Origin of the sequence: Dyadobacter frigoris, from assembly GCF_005280585.1 — a bacterium.
GTDB lineage: Bacteria > Bacteroidota > Bacteroidia > Cytophagales > Spirosomataceae > Dyadobacter > Dyadobacter frigoris.
The window spans coordinates 91,234-109,017 of the sequence record NZ_SZVO01000019.1 but is presented as its reverse complement, the minus strand read 5'-3'; the positions used below and the strand labels follow the sequence as shown (position 1 = coordinate 109,017).

Below are 17,784 nucleotides of genomic sequence, written 5' to 3'. Positions count from 1 at the left end.
CGTTTATAAAAGAATCTTATGGAGAAACCCACCCAGAAGCTATTTTTGCTCGACGCCATGGCGTTGATTTACCGTGCTCATTTTGCCTTTATCAAAGCGCCCAGAATTACTTCAAAAGGGCTGAATACCAGTGCGGTATTTGGTTTTACAAATACCTTGCTGGAAGTTTTGCAAAAGGAAAAACCAACGCACATCGGTGTAGCTTTTGATACTTCTGCACCCACTTTCCGGCATATTGAATATCCTGCTTACAAAGCGCAGCGCGAAGCACAGCCAGAGGATATCAGTATAGCCATTCCTTATGTAAAGAAATTATTGGATGCCATGTGTATTCCAATTTTGATTCTGGATGGTTTTGAAGCCGACGATATTATTGGCACCATCGCAAAGGAAGCTTCCAAAGCAAATTTCGAAGTTTTCATGATGACGCCCGACAAGGATTTTGGCCAGCTTGTAGAGGAACATGTACATATATATAAGCCTGCGTTCATGGGCAAAGGCGCGGAAAAACTTGGCATCAATGAAATATTGGAACGCTGGCAAATCAAACGTATTGACCAGGTTATTGATATGCTTGGGTTGATGGGTGATGCAGTTGATAATATTCCGGGTATTCCGGGCGTAGGAGAAAAGACAGCACAAAAGCTTATTGCTGAATATGATACGATAGAAAATCTTCTTGTTCATGCGGATGAAATAAAAGGAAAATTGGGTGAAAAAGTACGTAAACATGGCGCACAGGCACTTTTGAGCAAAAGACTGGCTACGATCGACATACAAGTTCCTGTGCCTTTTGATGCAGAAGACCTCACTATTTGCGGAGCAAATCGCGATAAAGTCAATGCATTATTTGATGAACTGGAATTTAAAACACTTCGTCAGCGGATTTTAGGGAATGATAGCGCGATGGCCTCCGCTCCGGCTCCGCAGACAAAAGTTGTTGACAAAAAAGGTCAGTATGATTTGTTTGGAAATGCTGTTGCAGAAACCGTTATAACACAGCAAACAACCGATATTACAAATTTTGAAGCTTCCTCATCTGGTAATTTTGAAGGAGAAGAATCTGATATTCCACTTCTTGCAAAAAAGACGATTGACAATACTTTCCACAGATATCATACAGTTGACACACCTGAAACTTTAAAAAGTCTGGCACATTATCTGAGCCTTCAATCTGCTTTTTGTTTTGATACTGAAACAACGGCACTGGAAACAATTGATGCTGAACTGGTGGGATTATCTTTTGCCTATCTTCCGGGCGAGGCTTTCTACGTGCCGGTTCCAGCCGATAAAGTGATTGCGCAGGAAATCGTGGAATATTTCAGGGAAGTTTTTGAAAATGAAAATATTGAGAAAATTGGTCAGAATGTAAAGTATGATATTCTGGTATTGAAAAATTATAATATTGAAGTAAAAGGAAAGTTGCAGGATACTATGCTTGCACATTATCTGCTGGAACCGGACAAACGTCATGGAATGGATATTCTGGCGGAAACTTACCTGAATTATGAGCCGGTCTCCATTACATCTTTAATAGGAAAAAAAGGTGTGAAACAGGGAAATATGCGTGACGTTTCTATTCCCGAAGCAACGCAGTATGCAGGAGAAGACGCTGACATCACTTTACAGCTTAATAATATTTTTGTTAAAGAGCTTCCTAAATACAATGCTGAAAAGTTATTCCAAAATGTAGAAATGCCTTTGGTTCAGGTTTTGGCTGCGATGGAAAATAAAGGTGTAAGACTTGACATTGGTGCTTTGGCTGATATGTCATTGGTATTGGAAGGTGATTTACGTAAAACGGAATCTGAAATTTTTGAAATTGCAGGTCAGTCGTTCAACATTGGTTCTCCCAAACAATTGGGTGAGGTTTTGTTTGATAAAATGAAACTGATTGACAAACCAAAGAAAACCAAAACCGGACAATATGCTACCGGCGAAGAAATACTTTCGGAGCTGGAAGGGCAGTTTGAAATTGCACGAAAAATTCTGGATTACCGCGAGCTTCAAAAGTTGAAATCGACCTACGTGGATGCATTGCCAACGCTGGTAAGTCCACGTACCGGAAGAATTCATACCTCATATAATCAGGCAGTTGCGGCAACGGGGCGATTAAGTTCAACAAATCCCAATCTTCAAAACATTCCAATCCGCACGCCGAGAGGACGGGAAATCCGCAAGGCATTCATTCCGGATAATGATGATTTTCAGATTTTATCAGCGGATTATTCACAGATTGAATTGCGTATAATGGCAGCGTTCAGTGAAGATACCAGTATGATCGAAGCCTTTAACCAAGGCAGGGATATTCATGCTACAACGGCTAGTAAAGTATTCAAAGTTGACCTGGCGGATGTGACTTCTGATATGCGGCGCAAAGCGAAAATGGTCAACTTCGGTATCATTTATGGTATTTCTGCCTTTGGTCTTGGACAAAGGCTTGCAATACCTCGTGGTGAAGCTTCTGAAATTATAAAATCTTATTTTGAAGAATTCCCGGCTGTAAAGCAATACATGGACCGCGTGGTTCTTGACGCGCGTGATCTTCATTATGTACAAACCATTTTAGGAAGAAGAAGATATCTGCCGGATATCAATTCCCGCAACCAAACGAACCGCGGCTTTGCTGAGCGAAATGCGATTAATGCACCCATACAAGGTTCTGCGGCAGATATGATAAAAGTCGCGATGATTAACATTCACGATTTTATCAAAAACGAAAAGCTAAGATCCCGTATGATCTTACAAGTCCATGATGAACTTGTTTTTGATGTGCATCGTGATGAAGTTGATTTCCTGAAAGAAAAGGTAGACGAACTTATGCGTACCGCTATTCCATTAAAGGTTAAAATGGAAACAGGTATTGGTATCGGAGCCAACTGGCTGGAGGCACATTAATTTAAGCTTCAAAATTATAATAAAAATAAAAGGCCTGATTTGTATTTACAGTACAAACCAGGCTTTTTTGTGACAAATATTTATCAGGTTTAAGCCTGCACCAGTATATAGCTTCTGTTGCAAAGCAATTATCTGCCAATATTCCCGTCAGCTATTACGCTTCCACGCATTTCAATTTATACTTTCTTTTTCAATTACGGAATATAGGTTTCGCCATGAATTTCCGGCTTCATTAAATTGAAAATTAAATCACCATTTAGTTACAAATAAAGTTGCGTTATAGAATTTCCCGAAATTTTTATGCTTTTATAAATTATTGAAAATTTGTAAACATAAGTTAGCACTGGGATTTGATTTCTCAGCTTATGATTTTAAATTATCTACTTAATACACCTTTCCATATAATACTCATTATTAATTCTTTGCAATTAAAAAATAACGAAATAATAATTTGATTATCTAAATATTACCCGTATTTTGGTTTGTTAATAATTCATTAATAATTAAGTAATACTATACAAGTAAGTTTACGCTTTCATAATTCAGGCCCTTTCAAGTCTTTTTTATGTCCTAAAATCTTTTACCCAAAATTTTTCACTTTTTAACAATTCCACTTTATGAAACGATCTTTACGATTGCGAAACAGGATGCTCTTGCCCTGGAGGCAGGTCCTGGTTGCTTTGCTTATGATCCAGCTGTGTTTTGTCCCGGATTTGTTCGCTCAGGTGCGTACTGTTGAGGGAACTGTAAAATCAGTTTCCGACGGCCAGCCTATTCCCGGAGCTTCCATTGTATTGAAGGGTACTACAACCGGAACCAATACAGACGAAAACGGGCATTTCAAGATCAGTGTTGCCGATGGTGGCAGCACACTTATGTTTTCAGCGATCGGTTTCCTGAAACAGGAAACAGCGGTTGGTAATAAGTCGGTAATGGATATCGATTTAGCGACAGACACCCGTGAATTATCGGAAGTTGTTGTCACTGCCCTTGGTATCAAAAAAGAAACAAGGAAGCTGGGCTACGCGGTACAGGAAGTAAAAGGGGAAGACCTTACCATGGCTCGTGACCAGAACCCGATCACAGGTCTTATCGGGAAAGTGGCTGGCTTGTCTGTTGGAGCTTCTGCCGAAATGCTAAGAAAGCCAACCGTTATTTTGAGAGGTAACGAAATCAGCCTTTATGTTGTTGATGGTGTGCCAATTAGCTCAGACACCTGGAACGTGAGCCCGGATGACATCGAAACTTATACTGTTTTGAAAGGTCCTACTGCTGCGGCACTTTATGGTAGCCGTGCACAATACGGAGCTATTTTGATCACAACTAAAAAAGGTAACAAGAAAAAAGGATGGAATGTTGAGTTCAATTCAACGAATGCTATCGACAAAGGTTTTCTTGCTTTCCCAAGAACTCAGGATGAATACGGCGGTGGTGAAAATCAGCTTTATGCATTCGGTGACGGAAAAGGCGGCGGACTTAATGACAATGATTATGATGTTTGGGGGCCGAAATTCCGTGGACAGTTAATACCCCAATACGATGGAAAATATGACCCTAACTCGGAATTTGTAACAACATTTCCTGGTGGTTACCAATGGAAAGGCCACGTCACGCCTACGCCTTATGTAGCCCGTGGAAAGAATAACCTGCAACGTTTTTTACAAACAGGTTTCCAAAGCACAAATAATATCTCTTTGAGTACAAGCGGTGATAATTACAGCCTGCGTTTTTCAGCTTCGCATTCTACACAGAAAAGCATTATCCCAAACAATGCGGTTAATATCACGAACTTTAATATGTTCGGGTCTTTTAACCCAACTACACGTTTGAAAATTGATGCTAACTTAAACCTGAACCGTCAATATTCTCCAAACTTTCCGGATGTTGATTACGGCCCTAACAGTTTGATATACAACGTTGCCGTTTGGACAGGTGCTGACTGGGATGTTGAATCTCCGGATATTAAAGGAATCTGGCAGGAAGGAAAAGTGGGAACACAGTCTGTTTTTGCTGAATATCAACGTTATCACAATCCTTGGTTCCAGGTTAAAGAATGGACAAGAGGTCATTACAAAACTGATATTTTCGGATATGTTTCGGGGAATTTCAAAATCAACGAACACCTTAACGTTAATGCCCGCACCCAGGTAACAACATACAATTTACTCCGGACAGAAAAAATGCCTTATTCTGCTCACCCTTACGGACGTGACCAAAACAAAGGTGATTATCGTGAAGACCGCAGAAACTTGTTTGAAAACAATACGGACGCACAATTTAACTACAACTATAACATTGGTAAGTTTTTCAATCTTACCGGTTTTGTGGGTGGAAATGCGAGATTGTTCACTTATAATTCAAGCTTTACCTCAACCGATTATCTGAGTGTTCCGGGTGTTTACAGTTTCAGTAATTCGCTGAATGCAATTCAGGCAAGCAGTTTCGATTCCAAAATGAGAGTTTATAGCGGATATGCTTCTATGGATGCATCTTTTGGTAAATATGCTACACTTGCACTTACAGGCCGTGTTGACAAATCTTCTGCTTTGCCAAGCGGCAAAAACAGTTATTTTTACCCAAGTGTTTCTGTTGCTTCTCCAATTTCTGATTATATCAAACTTCCGGAAATTATTTCTTTCCTTAAAGTAAGAGGATCTTTTGCTGCAATTCACGGAGATGCTACGGATCCAAATGTTGGTGTTGCGCCTTTCAATTCCATAACCGCTCTTGGCGCAAGTCCTACCGGAAATTCATTGTTTGATTATCCGTTAGGTTACGGAAGTAATTATCAGTCACCATATGGCGGGCCGGATTTTTCTTTGTCTTCGGTTTACTCTACTGCCAAGCCTTACAACAGCCAGACTGCGGCATATTACACCAGCAATATTTACGATCCGGGGATTAAAACATTCAACCGTGTAAATTTTGAAGGTGGTATCGATGCCAAGTTTTTACAAAATCGTTTAGGACTAAGCCTTACTGCTTTCCAATATCTTGATGGTCCGAAGATTTTGCAAAACCCTATTTCTTCTGCAACGGGATATAGCTATTATTACCTGAATGCATTAAAAACCAAGAAAACCGGTTACGAAGTTTCGCTTACAGGAACGCCTATCAAAACAGGTGATTTCAGCTGGGACATTCTTGTCAATTACAGTTCTTTCAAAGAAGTATATAATGAACTTCCGGAAGGACAATCTGTTTACAAAACATATTTCCACAAAGGAGATCGCGTTGATAAATTCTATGAAAGCGCTTTCCTGAAAACAGATGATGGTAAAGTAATTTACAACAGCTCCGGATCTCCTTTGGCAAACTCGGTACAACAGTTCCTTGGTTACCTGAATGCAAAATTTGCATGGAGTGTTTATAACAAGTTTGTCTACAAAAGCTTCTCACTTGGTTTCCAGTTTGACGGCCGTGTTGGTGGAAAAACATCCGATTACATGCATAATAAAACAATGCGTGGAGGCAGAAATATTGAAACTGCTTCTGGTGCTCTGGGTGTTGCGCGTGATTTGGACGATCAACATGCGGGAGATCCTAATTATAAAGGTAGTTATGTTGGGGATGGCGTTGTTGTCGCCAACGGACAAGCAATCAATATTGACTCTCAAACTGGTAAAATATTAAATTACAGCGAATTACAGTTCTCGCCTAATACCAGTGTCAAATCCGTACAATCGTGGGTAAGTTCTTATTACGGCGTTACAGAAGCTAACCTGATGAGTAAAACTTATGCCAAACTTCGCGAAGTAACTTTCGGATATACCATTCCTGGAAAAGTGCTTGGTAACTCATTTATCAAAAAAGTAACTGTTTCTTTGGTTGGACGTAATCTGCTTTATTTCTACAAAGATAAACGCTTCAAAGATGTTGATCTTGACCAGTACAACTATTCTCAAACGGGAACAAGTTTGCAGTCACCAACTACACGCAGATATGGTTTCAATCTGAACATGTTATTTTAATTAACATCATAGACTTTAAAAAAATGAAAAAATTAGCACTTCAACGATTATTGCCCCTGGTGGCACTGATCCTGCTGGCAGGTTGTGAAGGGAATTTTGACGAACTCAACCTAAACTCCAACAAACCTACAACTGTTCCGCCTTCTTTACTTCTGACAGGTATCCTGAATGATTTATACGATGCTCCGGCTGATGATTATGAGAAATGGGACCAATATTTCCTGATCAATTATGATTATTATGGGAATAACCAATACGTATTTGGAGAAGGCAAGGATAAGTATTCCACTTTGAAAAACGTGATCAAAATGGAAGAAGAAGCGGCGAAACTTTATACAACGGACATCAATCCTTATGCTGCGTTGGGGAAATTTTTCAGAGCTTATTTTTTCACACAAATGAGCCTTCAGATGGGAGATATCCCTATGACGGAAGCACTTTTGGGAGGTACAAACCTGAATCCTGTTTATGATTCTCAAAAAACCGTTTTTGTCCAAAGTTTGAAATGGCTTGACGAAGCAAATACGCAGCTCGGAACTTTGGTTGCGCAGTCTGACAGCCGTTTGGCTGGTGATATTTACTTCGGTAATAGTGTAGCCAAATGGCAGAAAACGGTCAATGCCTACCGTCTTAGACTTTTGGTACATTTAAGCAAAAAAGAAAGTGATACGGATTTGAATATCAAAACTCAGTTCGCAACCATTTTAGGAAATCCGACAAAATATCCTTTGATGACAAGTACGGATGATAATCTTCAATATACTTACATCAACCCAACGAATAAATATCCTGAAAATCCTGGTTCTTTTGGTTTTAACGCATTGCGCGAAAACTCATCGGCAACCTACGTTGGCTTGCTGACAAAATTGATGGATCCACGGGTTTTTGTTACAACCGAACCTGCTTCTGCGAAGGTTTCTGCCGGTACAAGTCCTACAAGTTTCAATGCATTTCTTGGTGCTGATCCGGGTGAAGATTTGGGTATTATGTATGTAAAAGCAAACGCTGGTGAGTATTCTCTTATCAACCGCAAGCATTATTACGAGACTTATACCGGTGAACCAAGTGTTCAGATCGGATATCCTGAAATGTGTTTCAACATTGCCGAAGCAATCAACAGAGGTTGGGCAACTAAAGGCGCATCAGGAACTGCCGAGGATTATTACAAAGCGGGAATCCTGGCTTCCTGGGCTGCTTATGGCATTCCTGCGTCGGGATCTTTTTCTGCATATTTCATTAGTTCCGGAAGTCCTGGAAGTACGGCGGTTTACAACAGCTATCCGGTCAACACGCCTTTCGATACTTATTATGCTCAATCGACTGTGAAGTATGCAGCAGGTTCTGCGGGTTTGACTGAAATATTGAACCAGCGTTATCTGGCTTTATTCCGCCATTCCGGTTTGGAATCTTATTTCACTTATCGTCGTACAGGCGTTCCTAATTTTACAACCGGACCAGGAACAGGAAATAGCGAGCGTATCGCAAAACGCTTCCAATACATTGCGACCGAAAGAACTGCCAATACCGTTAATTACAAAGCAGCATTAACAAGTCAGTTTGCTGGTAATGATGATATTAATGGGGTAATGTGGATTTTGAAATAGTTATTTCAGTTGAGAGTTATTGTGATTATTTACTCTCAGGCTAATAAAGCAAAAGCGGCGCAGAAATATTCTGGGCCGCTTTTGCTTTTCAAAGACAGGTTTTAGAAATAGGAATGTTATAGCAGGTTTTCGGCGTATTTGTAGCCGCTTCCTGTGTTTAATAGTAAAATCGTTTCATCACGGCTGACCCATTTGTTTTCAAGTGCCTTTTTCATAGCCGGAATTAACGCGCCTCCTTCGGGTGCTACAAATAATCCTTCTCTTTTTGACAAAGTTTTAACACCATCCAGTAATTCCTGCTCACTTACCGAAATGGCAAACCCATTGGATTCTTTAAGGATTTCCAAAATTTGTCTTTCTGCGAAAGGAGACGGAACGGCCAAGCCGTTTGCCATGGAAGGTTTAGCCTGGTAAGCAGAAGCATTTTTATGTTTGCCTTCATAAGACCACACAATAGGCTGACAGTTTTCTGTCTGAACCGCAACCAGTCTTGGAAATTTCCCGGTGATCCAGCCCGCTTGTTTCATTTCTTCAAACGCTTTCCAAAGACCGATCAATCCCGTTCCACCACCAGTTGGATAGAAAATGACATCCGGTAACTCCCAGTTCATTTGTTCTGCAATTTCAAAACCCATCGTTTTCTTTCCTTCCAAACGGTAAGGCTCTTTCATTGTAGAAACATCAAAATAGCCATTTTCGGCTTTCATTTCTGCAACCAGTTTCCCGCAATCGTTAATCAAACCATCGACAAGAATAAGTTCAGCACCGAAATAACGGCATTCCTGTTTGAAGATTTCAGGAGTCAATCGCGGCATCACAACTGTAACTTCAATGTTTGCTTTTGCTCCGTAAGCAGCCAAAGCTCCACCAGCATTTCCCGCGGTTGGTACAATACATTGTTTGATTCCCAATTCTTTCATTTTCGAAACGGCAACAGCCTGGCCGCGTGCTTTGAAAGATCCGGTAGGATTTAGGGATTCGTCTTTTAAAAGTAATTTGTTGATCCCGAATTCTTTGGCAAGATTTTCCAGATGCAAAAGCGGCGTCATACCCTCGCCCAGCGTTACAATATTTGCAGGATCCAGAACAGGCAGGAATTCAAAATATCGCCATAAAGAAGCTTCTCTGTCTAAAAGAACTTCTTTATCAACATAATTTAAAAAATCGTATTTGGCAAACAGGGGAGCCTTCCAGCCTTCGGCCTCATTGGAGCAGAAAGTCTGTACCTGTCGGTTATCAAATTTCTTTTTACTTATTGCACATTCCAGGTGTGTTACATGCGAAGTTAGCGTCATCGTATTTTCCATGCTTTTGATTTTTTTTATCAAAAGTATAGTTTCAATTATAGCAAAACCAATGCTATTTTAATATACGCTATAACGTATTGTTATGACCATGCAAAGCAAAACGTACGAAAGCCTGACCGAACGGATCGCTTTCAGAACCATGTCGCTGTATAAAATAAAATTGCCGCTGAACATGCAGTCCTTCAATCAAAACCTGCTTCAAAGTGCCGGACATTAATTCTTTTTGAACAGATCGCAACGGTAAAAACCCAAGGCAATTATCAACCAGTAAAAAGTTTTTCAGAGCCTCAGTTCCGCCCAGTGATATATTATTTTTGAGATCCGTAATTTTCATTCCCACTTCTGCCAAAGCCGCTTTTACCGAATCCAGCGTTCCGGAACCTCGCTCTCTTAGTGCAACAGGATAATTTTTCAATTCTTCCAAAGTAATAGATTCCCGAAACCAGAGTTCGCTTTTTGGTGAACAAACGGCAATTACTTCATCCGAAAGAAAGTACCGGTAACTCACAGAAGTTGTTTTGGTCTGCCCTTCAATAATACCCAGATCAATTTCATTATTCCCCAAAGCTTTCAAAACATTTTCAGAATTCCGGTTCAAAAGTGTGATCCTGACATTGGGATATTTTTGGCGAAAAGCTGATAAAATTTCAGGAATGATGTACAAAGCAACGGTGGTACTGGCTCCTAAACGCAATTCTCCTTTAGCATTATATTCGTCCTGATGGGTACTCAGTGCGTACGACAAACGGATTTGTACTTCTTTTGCCTGCCTTAAATGATCAAGTAATAAATTACCGGGCAAAGTCAGTTTAATAGCATTTCCAACCCGCTCAAACAAGCTGGTTTTATATAGTTCCTCCAATGATTTGATATGGCGACTGATTGCAGGCTGACTAAGATTCAGCACCTGACTTGCCTTTGTAAAGCTCAGATGAATAGCAACCTCAAAAAAAACTTCATGCCGGAAAGAGATCATTTGTTTTTCAAAATCAGTTTTTCAAAGGTATTGTTTTAAGCTGATCAAAGAAGTAAAAATGTAAAAGGATTACAACGTAATATCCGGTTTCTGTGTCATTTCAATAATATATTATCACAATAAAAACATGAAAATTTGTATCTTTCATTGTTATTTCTCCCATTGCTTTTATTCAATTCTTAAAGCACCCTCAACGTCCATAAAAATTTTTACAAGCCTTTTTCTCTACCTATTCATTACTATTTCCTGCAAATCTGATTTTGTATTTCCTGTCTTTTGGACTCAAAACGGTACCTGTGCTACTTTTGAAACAAAAGGAGAAGAATTTGTCCATACTGGAAGATGTTGCGAATATGTTACAATTCAAAAATTCAACCTCACCAAAAACACTTCTTTTTCAGTCGCCGGTTCTTACACTTATTATACACGATCAGGAAAATCAGAAACAAATTTGCCAATTTTTGTTAGCGGTAAATTATCAAAAGACGGTCAGGAATTGACTTTTAATTATACTGCTCCCGCTGATTCTTCTCTAATCAATTATACTTTTCGCAACAATCAGGATCCGGCAGTTTGTGATTGCAACTGTTATTTCAAATAAAATCTTGTATCAAATAGCTTACAACCTAATCTCTGAATTTTGACAAGGTTAAATTTTACTTTTCCAAGTCAATTTTATTCGTAATTTGACAAAAAACTTAAACTACGAATGAAAAACAGTAAAGTATTGATCTGGTCGATTGTCGTTGCGCTTGGAGGTTTTCTTTTTGGCTTTGACACAGCCGTAATTTCAGGAGCAGAAAAAGCGATTCAAATTCTATGGCAGCTCACAGCTGTTGAACACGGTTTTACAGTTTCCATTGCCCTGATTGGAACCGTTATAGGCGCCATGTTAGGTGGAATTCCGGCTGATCGCCTGGGAAGAAAACAAACTTTGGTCTGGATCGCTGTTTTGTATCTTGTTTCCTCTCTCGGTTCAGCTTTGGTTAACGATTGGTATTTATTTCTGATTTTCCGTTTTCTTGGCGGTCTGGGTGTTGGAGCTTCCTCGGTTGCAGCGCCAATGTATATTTCCGAAATTTCTCCTGCAAAATCCCGTGGAAAAATGGTTGGATTGTTCCAGTTCAATGTCGTTTTCGGAATTCTTATCGCCTATTTTTCAAATTATTTCATGCAGGACCTGGGCGATAATGCGTGGCGTTGGATGTTAGGCGTCCAAGCAATTCCTTCCATCATTTTCCTTTTTACCGTTTTATCTGTTCCGGAAAGTCCACGCTGGCTGATTATGAAAAAAGGTAAAATAGATGAAGCACTACAAATTCTCAAACTTATAGATAAAGAAACCAGTGAAGAAACGCTCGCTGATATTTTAACCGCAACAAAAAATATTCAAAATGAGCCAAAAGCCAGATTATTTTCTGCGAAATATAAATCACCCGTCGGGCTTGCTATTACATTTGCGGTTTTCAACCAGGTTTCCGGAATTAATGCCATTATCTATTACAGTCCAAGGATTTTTGAAATGACCGGACTTGGTACCAAGTCAGCGTTTTTATCTTCTGCCGGAATCGGATTTGTCAATTTTGCCTTTACCTTATTGGCTATCAATTTCATCGACCGTTTCGGTAGACGTACCTTAATGCTGATTGGTTCTGTTGGATTGATTATCACACTAAGTATGGTTGCCCGTGCCTTTTTCATTCAGGATTTTACCGGCGTTCCAATTTTCCTCTTTGTATACATTGCATTTTTTGCATTCTCACAAGGAGCCGTTATCTGGGTTTTCATTTCTGAAATATTTCCAAACGAAGTCAGGGCGAATGGTCAGGCATTAGGCAGTTTTACACATTGGTTTATGGCAGCCGTTGTCGCATTTTCTTTCCCGATCATCGCAGAATATCTCGGAGGCGGAATTACTTTTTCGTTCTTCGCTTTCATGATGGTTTTGCAACTGATATTTGTCTGGCGCATTATGCCTGAAACCAAAGGGACTTCACTTGAACATGTTGATAAAACATTTATTATGCACTGAAATTAAATTTCCAAAGACAGCATAACGTCTGCGGAAATTTAATTTTGAATTCGATTAACCTTTTGATTTTAGAAAACCAGGAAGGATAAAAATAAAAATGCCGGAACTCGGTATGTGAAAACAAGAATAAATATTAATATCATTTTAAGATGGGCAGATTGAAAATATCAATCTGCCCATTTTGTTTTTAAGAATATTCAGTTTAAAAAAATTTATAATAAATCATAATATAATAGTAGAAAAAAACCCGTACTTCGCTTTTTAAATGTGAACATTACACTTAATATTTAAAATGCGTTCAACCATTCAAAAACTCTGTCTTTTCCTCCTTGCTTTTCCCCTCGCGGTTACAGCCCAAACAGGAAAGGGAAATTATTCGCCCATTACGTTAAAAGACTTATCTTCTTTCGAGAATACCGGCTCAAACTGGTCCGTCAAAGGAAATATTTCAATGCATCCGGTAAAAACCGAAGCTGCCAAAACCCAAAATGGTGAAGGTACGCTGGTCGGCACGGCCGGTGCAGCCATTACTACAAAAGTGAAAGCAAAGGATCTGCGTTTTTATGCGGAATTTATGCTTTCTCCGGGAGCAGAAGGAAATATAATTCTTCCCGGCGGACAACGCGTTCGTCTTGCCGACAATAAGCAACTGGAAACCAGTGCACTTACCAGTGGTTATATCGGACAATTTCCGATTCAAAATGCTTCAAAAGCACCAGGTTTATGGCAAACCATAGAACTTGCTTATGATGCTTCTGTGGCAACGGTAAAAAATTCTGCCCGTTTAAATTCCCTGAAACTGAACGACGTTATTGTTTTGGAAAGCGTCTATCTGCCCTTGTCAAAATCGATTAGCGATGCTCAGTCGGTGGGTTTGGAAGTTACAAAAGGCACCATTGCCTTTCGTAATATCGGCTACCAGCTTTTGAATGACCGTAAGCCATTGACTTTACATAATCTGAGTTATAAATTGTATTCTGACAAATGGGACGCTCTTACTTATTCGAAACTCGAAAAGGAAGATAAAACAAGCAGTCTGACTCAGGAAGTAACAAACGGAATGCGCGAATTTCACCTGATCTATGAAGGTGAAATGCTGGCCGAAGAAGATGGCGATTATGTTTTTACATCGATTTATTCCGGTAATGTTTTTACACTTGACATCGACGGAAAAGCGATCGTAACTGCCGGAGAAAGCACTTCTCAGGAATCGCATTCAGGTTCAGTGAATCTTACCAAAGGCACGCATAAATTCAAAATTCATTATTCACGTTTCCCATGGCGCCAACCAGCTTTGGGTCTGAGAGTTCAAAAAGCAGGAATTCGTACTTATGACCTGCATGTACTTTCTTCACTGCCTGAGCCTGAGCCAAAACCATACATCGGTGTAAATCCTGATTTACGTCCTGAAATGGTTCGTTCTTTTATTCTTTTGGATGGCGAAAAATACAAACGTACCCATTGCATTTCTGTGGGAAGTCCTACCGGATGGAGCTACACAATGGATCTTAACCGCGGTGCTATATTACAAGCATGGAGAGGACAATTTGCCAATGTTACCGAAATGTGGTACGAACGCGGCGAACCGCAATTACTTGAACCAGCCGGTTTGAAAGTTCCTGTTTCAGGAAAAAGCAATCTTGCCATTCTTGAAAATGAAAAAGCAGCCTGGCCTGATTCCGCCAATGTGAATTATCTTGGTTATACACTTGATGCACAGGGATATCCCGCAATCCGTTATGCTATTGCATCTGCTACAGTGGGCGATCACATCACGGCAACCAATGATGCGCTTACTGTTACGTATGATGTAAAAGGTACGCCAGCCGGTTCGTTATATTCTTTGCTTGCCAGCGGAAAAGAAATTCAGATGATTGAAAAAGGTCTGTATCAGATCGATAACCGTTGTTATATACAAATTGATAAAAAGGCAAAAGTGATTTTGAGAACTTCCGGCGACGGACAGGAATTACTGCTGCCGGTTTCTAATGCAAGCAGTTACTCCATGTTCTGGTAGTTTCTCTTTTTATCTTTTTGTCTAAAAATTTTATATCGTAGTAAATGAAAAATATAGTTTTAACAACACTGCTTTCTCTTGGCTGTCTTGCTGCACAGGCGCAGAGCAAAGCAAAAACCGAAGATGATTATTATCGGATCATAACAATGCCGATTCCACAAAATATCCAGATGGAAGTAGGCGGACTGGCCGTTTTGCCTGATGGCAGACTGGCCGCCTCAACACGCCGCGGAGAAGTATGGATGATTTCAAATCCTTATATGAAAGGCGACGGACAACCAACTTTTCACCGTTTTGCTTCCGGATTACATGAGCCCTTGGGATTATTTTACCGGGGAAAAGATATTTTGCTTTCACAGCGCGGAGAAGTAACCCGATTGGTTGATACAGATAACGATGGCGTTGCGGATGTTTATGATTCCTTTGCACGCTGGCCATTGTCGGGAAATTATCACCAGTATTCTTATGGACCTATTCCAATGCCAAACGGAGAAATGCTGGTAACGCTTAACCTGGACTGGATCGGACGTGGTGCAAGTCAATCCAAATGGAGAGGATGGATGCTGAAACTTGGACAAGATGGCTCACTGACTCCTTATGCAACGGGTCTTCGTTCCCCTGCCGGATTTGGTTCTTATAAAGGTGATATTTTTTATACTGAAAACCAGGGAGACTGGGTTGGTTCAGGTCGTATGACGCATTTGGAAAAAGGTGATTTTGCAGGAAACGTTGCTGGTTTAAGATGGAGCAGCGAACCGGGTTCACCCGTAAAATTGAAACCCGAAGATATTCCGGACACAGGAGAACCACTTTATGATGCCGCCAAACGTGTCCCTGGTATCAAGCCACCAGCCGTATGGTTTCCGCATACTTTGATGGGAATTTCAACATCTGATTTTAAAGAAGATACCACAGGCGGAGCTTTCGGACCTTTTGCCGGACAAGTATTTGTTGGTGATCAGGGCCATAGCAAGGTGATGCGTGTGGATATGGAAAAAGTAAATGGCGTTTATCAAGGCGCATGTTTCCCTTTCCGTGAAGGTTTTGAATCCGGTATTATCCGTATGGTTTGGGGCTTGGATGGTTCTATGTTTGTTGGCCAAACAAGTCGTGGCTGGTCAGCAACCGGGAAAGCAGATTTTGGTATTCAGCGTTTGGTTTGGACGGGTCAAACACCTTTCGAGATGAAAAACATACGTTCAATGCCGGATGGTTTTGAAGTAACTTTCACTTCTCCGGTTGACAAAGCAACGGCTTCTAAATCTGAATCTTACAAACTGAGCAGCTTCACTTACAAATACCACCATATTTACGGCAGCCCGATCATCAATACAAATGAGTTGGCTATCAAAGGAATAGCAGTATCAGAAGACGGACTTCGCGCACGTATTGTGCTTGATCCAGCTGCTTTAAGAAAAGGATATATTCACGAATTAAAAGCAGAAGGTGTCCAGTCAACAGACGGACTCTCGCTTTTACACAACATCGGCTATTATACTTTAAATGAAATTGCAGGTGGTGCCGCTTTGACAAGTTCTCAGTACACAGCAAGTTCAAAACCTACTATGTCACATGATATGGGTGCAATGACGGCTTCCGACTCAAAAGGTACTGAAACCAATTCTGCCAAACGTGTTACTGAAATGCCTGCATCCTGGACAAATGGCCCTGATCAGGTAATTAATATCGGAACGGTTCCAGGATTGAAATTCGATATTTCTGAAATTCAGGTAAAAGCGGGAAGCAAGATCAGACTTAATTTGAACAACAATGATGATATGCTGCACAATCTGGTGGTTGTAAAACCAGGTACAGCCAATACGGTTGGTGAACTGGGATTAAATCTTGGTTTGAAAGGAACAGAAATGAATTACGTTCCAAAAACAAATGACGTACTCTTCCATACGAATATTGTTGAACCGGAAAAAACAGAATCCATTTATTTCGTAGCACCGAAGCAAATTGGTGTTTATCAATACCTGTGCACTTTCCCGGGACATTACATGCTGATGCAGGGAAAATTGAAAGTCGTTAAGTAAACATTTCCTAATCTCCCTGACCGGTCAAACGGCAGGGAAATTATTTTGATTACCCCCCTGCCCCAATATTTCGATCTATTTTAAAGTAAATGAAAAACAAAAGAAGATAAAGAAGTACCATTTTTTCAATATGACAATTTGCTGATTTATTTAAACATTACTTATCAGACTTTAATTTGAATAATGATATAAACATATCCGGCAACTCAGATCTAAATGCAAACCTGTGGCTAAAATTCAAGTCGGGTGACGCGGCCGCTTTTGGTGAACTGGCACAGGTTCACTACCGTGCGTTATACAATTATGCTACAAAGTTCTCTTCCGACCCTGAATTTATTCGTGACTGCATTCAGGAATTATATCTGGAACTCTGGGAACGCCGGTCGTTTTTATCTGAAACCGCATTTGTCAAATCATATCTGTTAAAAGCCTTACGCCACAAACTGATTAAAGAAAGTGTTCGTTTAAAACGCTTTAAAGAACCGAAAGAATTATCTTTTGATGCTGATGAAGCCGATCTTTCCATTGAGTCGCTCATCATTGAAAATGAACATCTGAAACATCAGATCAAACGGTTAAACCAAATCGTTTCTCACCTTACGAAAAGACAGCAGGAAATCATTTATCTGCGCTTTTATCAAAATCTGGAAAATGAAGATATCGCTCAGATCATGAGCCTGGGCCGCCAAAGTGTGGCCAATCTTTTATACCGTACCATCAAGGAAATCAAGGATATCTGGATGCCCGCAGAATTTTTCTGGGGACTTATTATCATCGCATTCTGCTGATTTTCAACCTCTCACAAACTTTATAGTATTATTTCAAAAAATATTTTGATTTTTTTGGTTATCCATGACCAAAAATCAGACATACATACTAAAAGCATCAAAAGAATTGTGAAATGTAAATTTTCATTTGCACTATTCACACAACTCCCAAA

Annotated in this window: 9 protein-coding genes; 7 read left to right on the top strand and 2 right to left on the bottom strand. The window is 40.1% G+C overall.

Annotation, left to right across the window (positions count from 1 at the left end; all coding sequences use genetic code 11):
• The first annotated feature begins 18 nt into the window (after positions 1–18).
• From polA to FDK13_RS29710, 3 genes are all read left to right on the top strand, one after another.
• Entirely contained in the window at positions 19–2,898 is a 2,880-nt protein-coding gene (gene polA, locus FDK13_RS29720; protein ID WP_137343660.1) for a DNA polymerase I, read from the top strand.
• 617 nt (positions 2,899–3,515) lie between these two features.
• A complete protein-coding gene (locus tag FDK13_RS29715) occupies positions 3,516–6,869 on the top strand; it encodes a SusC/RagA family TonB-linked outer membrane protein (RefSeq protein WP_229216272.1) in 3,354 nt (1,117 codons plus the stop codon).
• A gap of 23 nt (positions 6,870–6,892) precedes the next feature.
• Complete coding sequence (locus tag FDK13_RS29710; protein WP_137343659.1) at positions 6,893–8,473, top strand: SusD/RagB family nutrient-binding outer membrane lipoprotein; 1,581 nt, start codon at positions 6,893–6,895, stop codon at positions 8,471–8,473.
• A gap of 116 nt (positions 8,474–8,589) precedes the next feature.
• Here FDK13_RS29710 and FDK13_RS29705 read toward each other — a convergent pair whose 3' ends face one another.
• Positions 8,590–9,780 carry a threonine synthase gene (locus FDK13_RS29705; protein WP_137343658.1) on the bottom strand — a complete coding sequence of 397 codons (1,191 nt, stop codon included), beginning with the start codon at positions 9,778–9,780 and terminating at the stop codon, positions 8,590–8,592.
• 67 nt (positions 9,781–9,847) lie between these two features.
• Positions 9,848–10,756 carry a LysR substrate-binding domain-containing protein gene (locus FDK13_RS29700; RefSeq protein ID WP_137343657.1) on the bottom strand — a complete coding sequence of 303 codons (909 nt, stop codon included), beginning with the start codon at positions 10,754–10,756 and terminating at the stop codon, positions 9,848–9,850.
• Positions 10,757–11,465: 709 nt separating this feature from the next.
• Between FDK13_RS29700 and FDK13_RS29695 the strand changes: the two genes are divergently transcribed.
• From FDK13_RS29695 to FDK13_RS29680, 4 genes are all read left to right on the top strand, one after another.
• Positions 11,466–12,788, top strand: coding sequence for a sugar porter family MFS transporter (locus tag FDK13_RS29695; RefSeq protein ID WP_137343656.1), 1,323 nt, complete (start codon positions 11,466–11,468; stop codon positions 12,786–12,788).
• A 292-nt stretch (positions 12,789–13,080) separates the two neighbouring features.
• Positions 13,081–14,805 (top strand): 3-keto-alpha-glucoside-1,2-lyase-like domain-containing protein, encoded by a 1,725-nt coding sequence (locus FDK13_RS29690; RefSeq protein ID WP_137343655.1) that lies wholly within the window; start codon positions 13,081–13,083, stop codon positions 14,803–14,805.
• 44 nt (positions 14,806–14,849) lie between these two features.
• The gene (locus FDK13_RS29685) at positions 14,850–16,844 is read left to right on the top strand and encodes a plastocyanin/azurin family copper-binding protein (RefSeq protein ID WP_137343654.1); all 1,995 of its coding nucleotides are present in this window, start codon (positions 14,850–14,852) and stop codon (positions 16,842–16,844) included.
• Positions 16,845–17,020: 176 nt separating this feature from the next.
• The gene (locus tag FDK13_RS29680; RefSeq protein ID WP_137343653.1) at positions 17,021–17,632 is read left to right on the top strand and encodes an RNA polymerase sigma factor; all 612 of its coding nucleotides are present in this window, start codon (positions 17,021–17,023) and stop codon (positions 17,630–17,632) included.
• Positions 17,633–17,784 lie beyond the last annotated feature (152 nt).

Coding starts and splice junctions, on each gene's coding strand:
- polA (WP_137343660.1), top strand. CDS start 19: ATGGAGAAACCCACCCAGAAGCTATTTTTGCTCGACGCCATGGCGTTG.
- FDK13_RS29690 (WP_137343655.1), top strand. CDS start 13,081: ATGCGTTCAACCATTCAAAAACTCTGTCTTTTCCTCCTTGCTTTTCCC.
- FDK13_RS29710 (WP_137343659.1), top strand. CDS start 6,893: ATGAAAAAATTAGCACTTCAACGATTATTGCCCCTGGTGGCACTGATC.
- FDK13_RS29685 (WP_137343654.1), top strand. CDS start 14,850: ATGAAAAATATAGTTTTAACAACACTGCTTTCTCTTGGCTGTCTTGCT.
- FDK13_RS29700 (WP_137343657.1), bottom strand. CDS start 10,756: ATGATCTCTTTCCGGCATGAAGTTTTTTTTGAGGTTGCTATTCATCTG.
- FDK13_RS29715 (WP_229216272.1), top strand. CDS start 3,516: ATGAAACGATCTTTACGATTGCGAAACAGGATGCTCTTGCCCTGGAGG.
- FDK13_RS29695 (WP_137343656.1), top strand. CDS start 11,466: ATGAAAAACAGTAAAGTATTGATCTGGTCGATTGTCGTTGCGCTTGGA.
- FDK13_RS29705 (WP_137343658.1), bottom strand. CDS start 9,780: ATGGAAAATACGATGACGCTAACTTCGCATGTAACACACCTGGAATGT.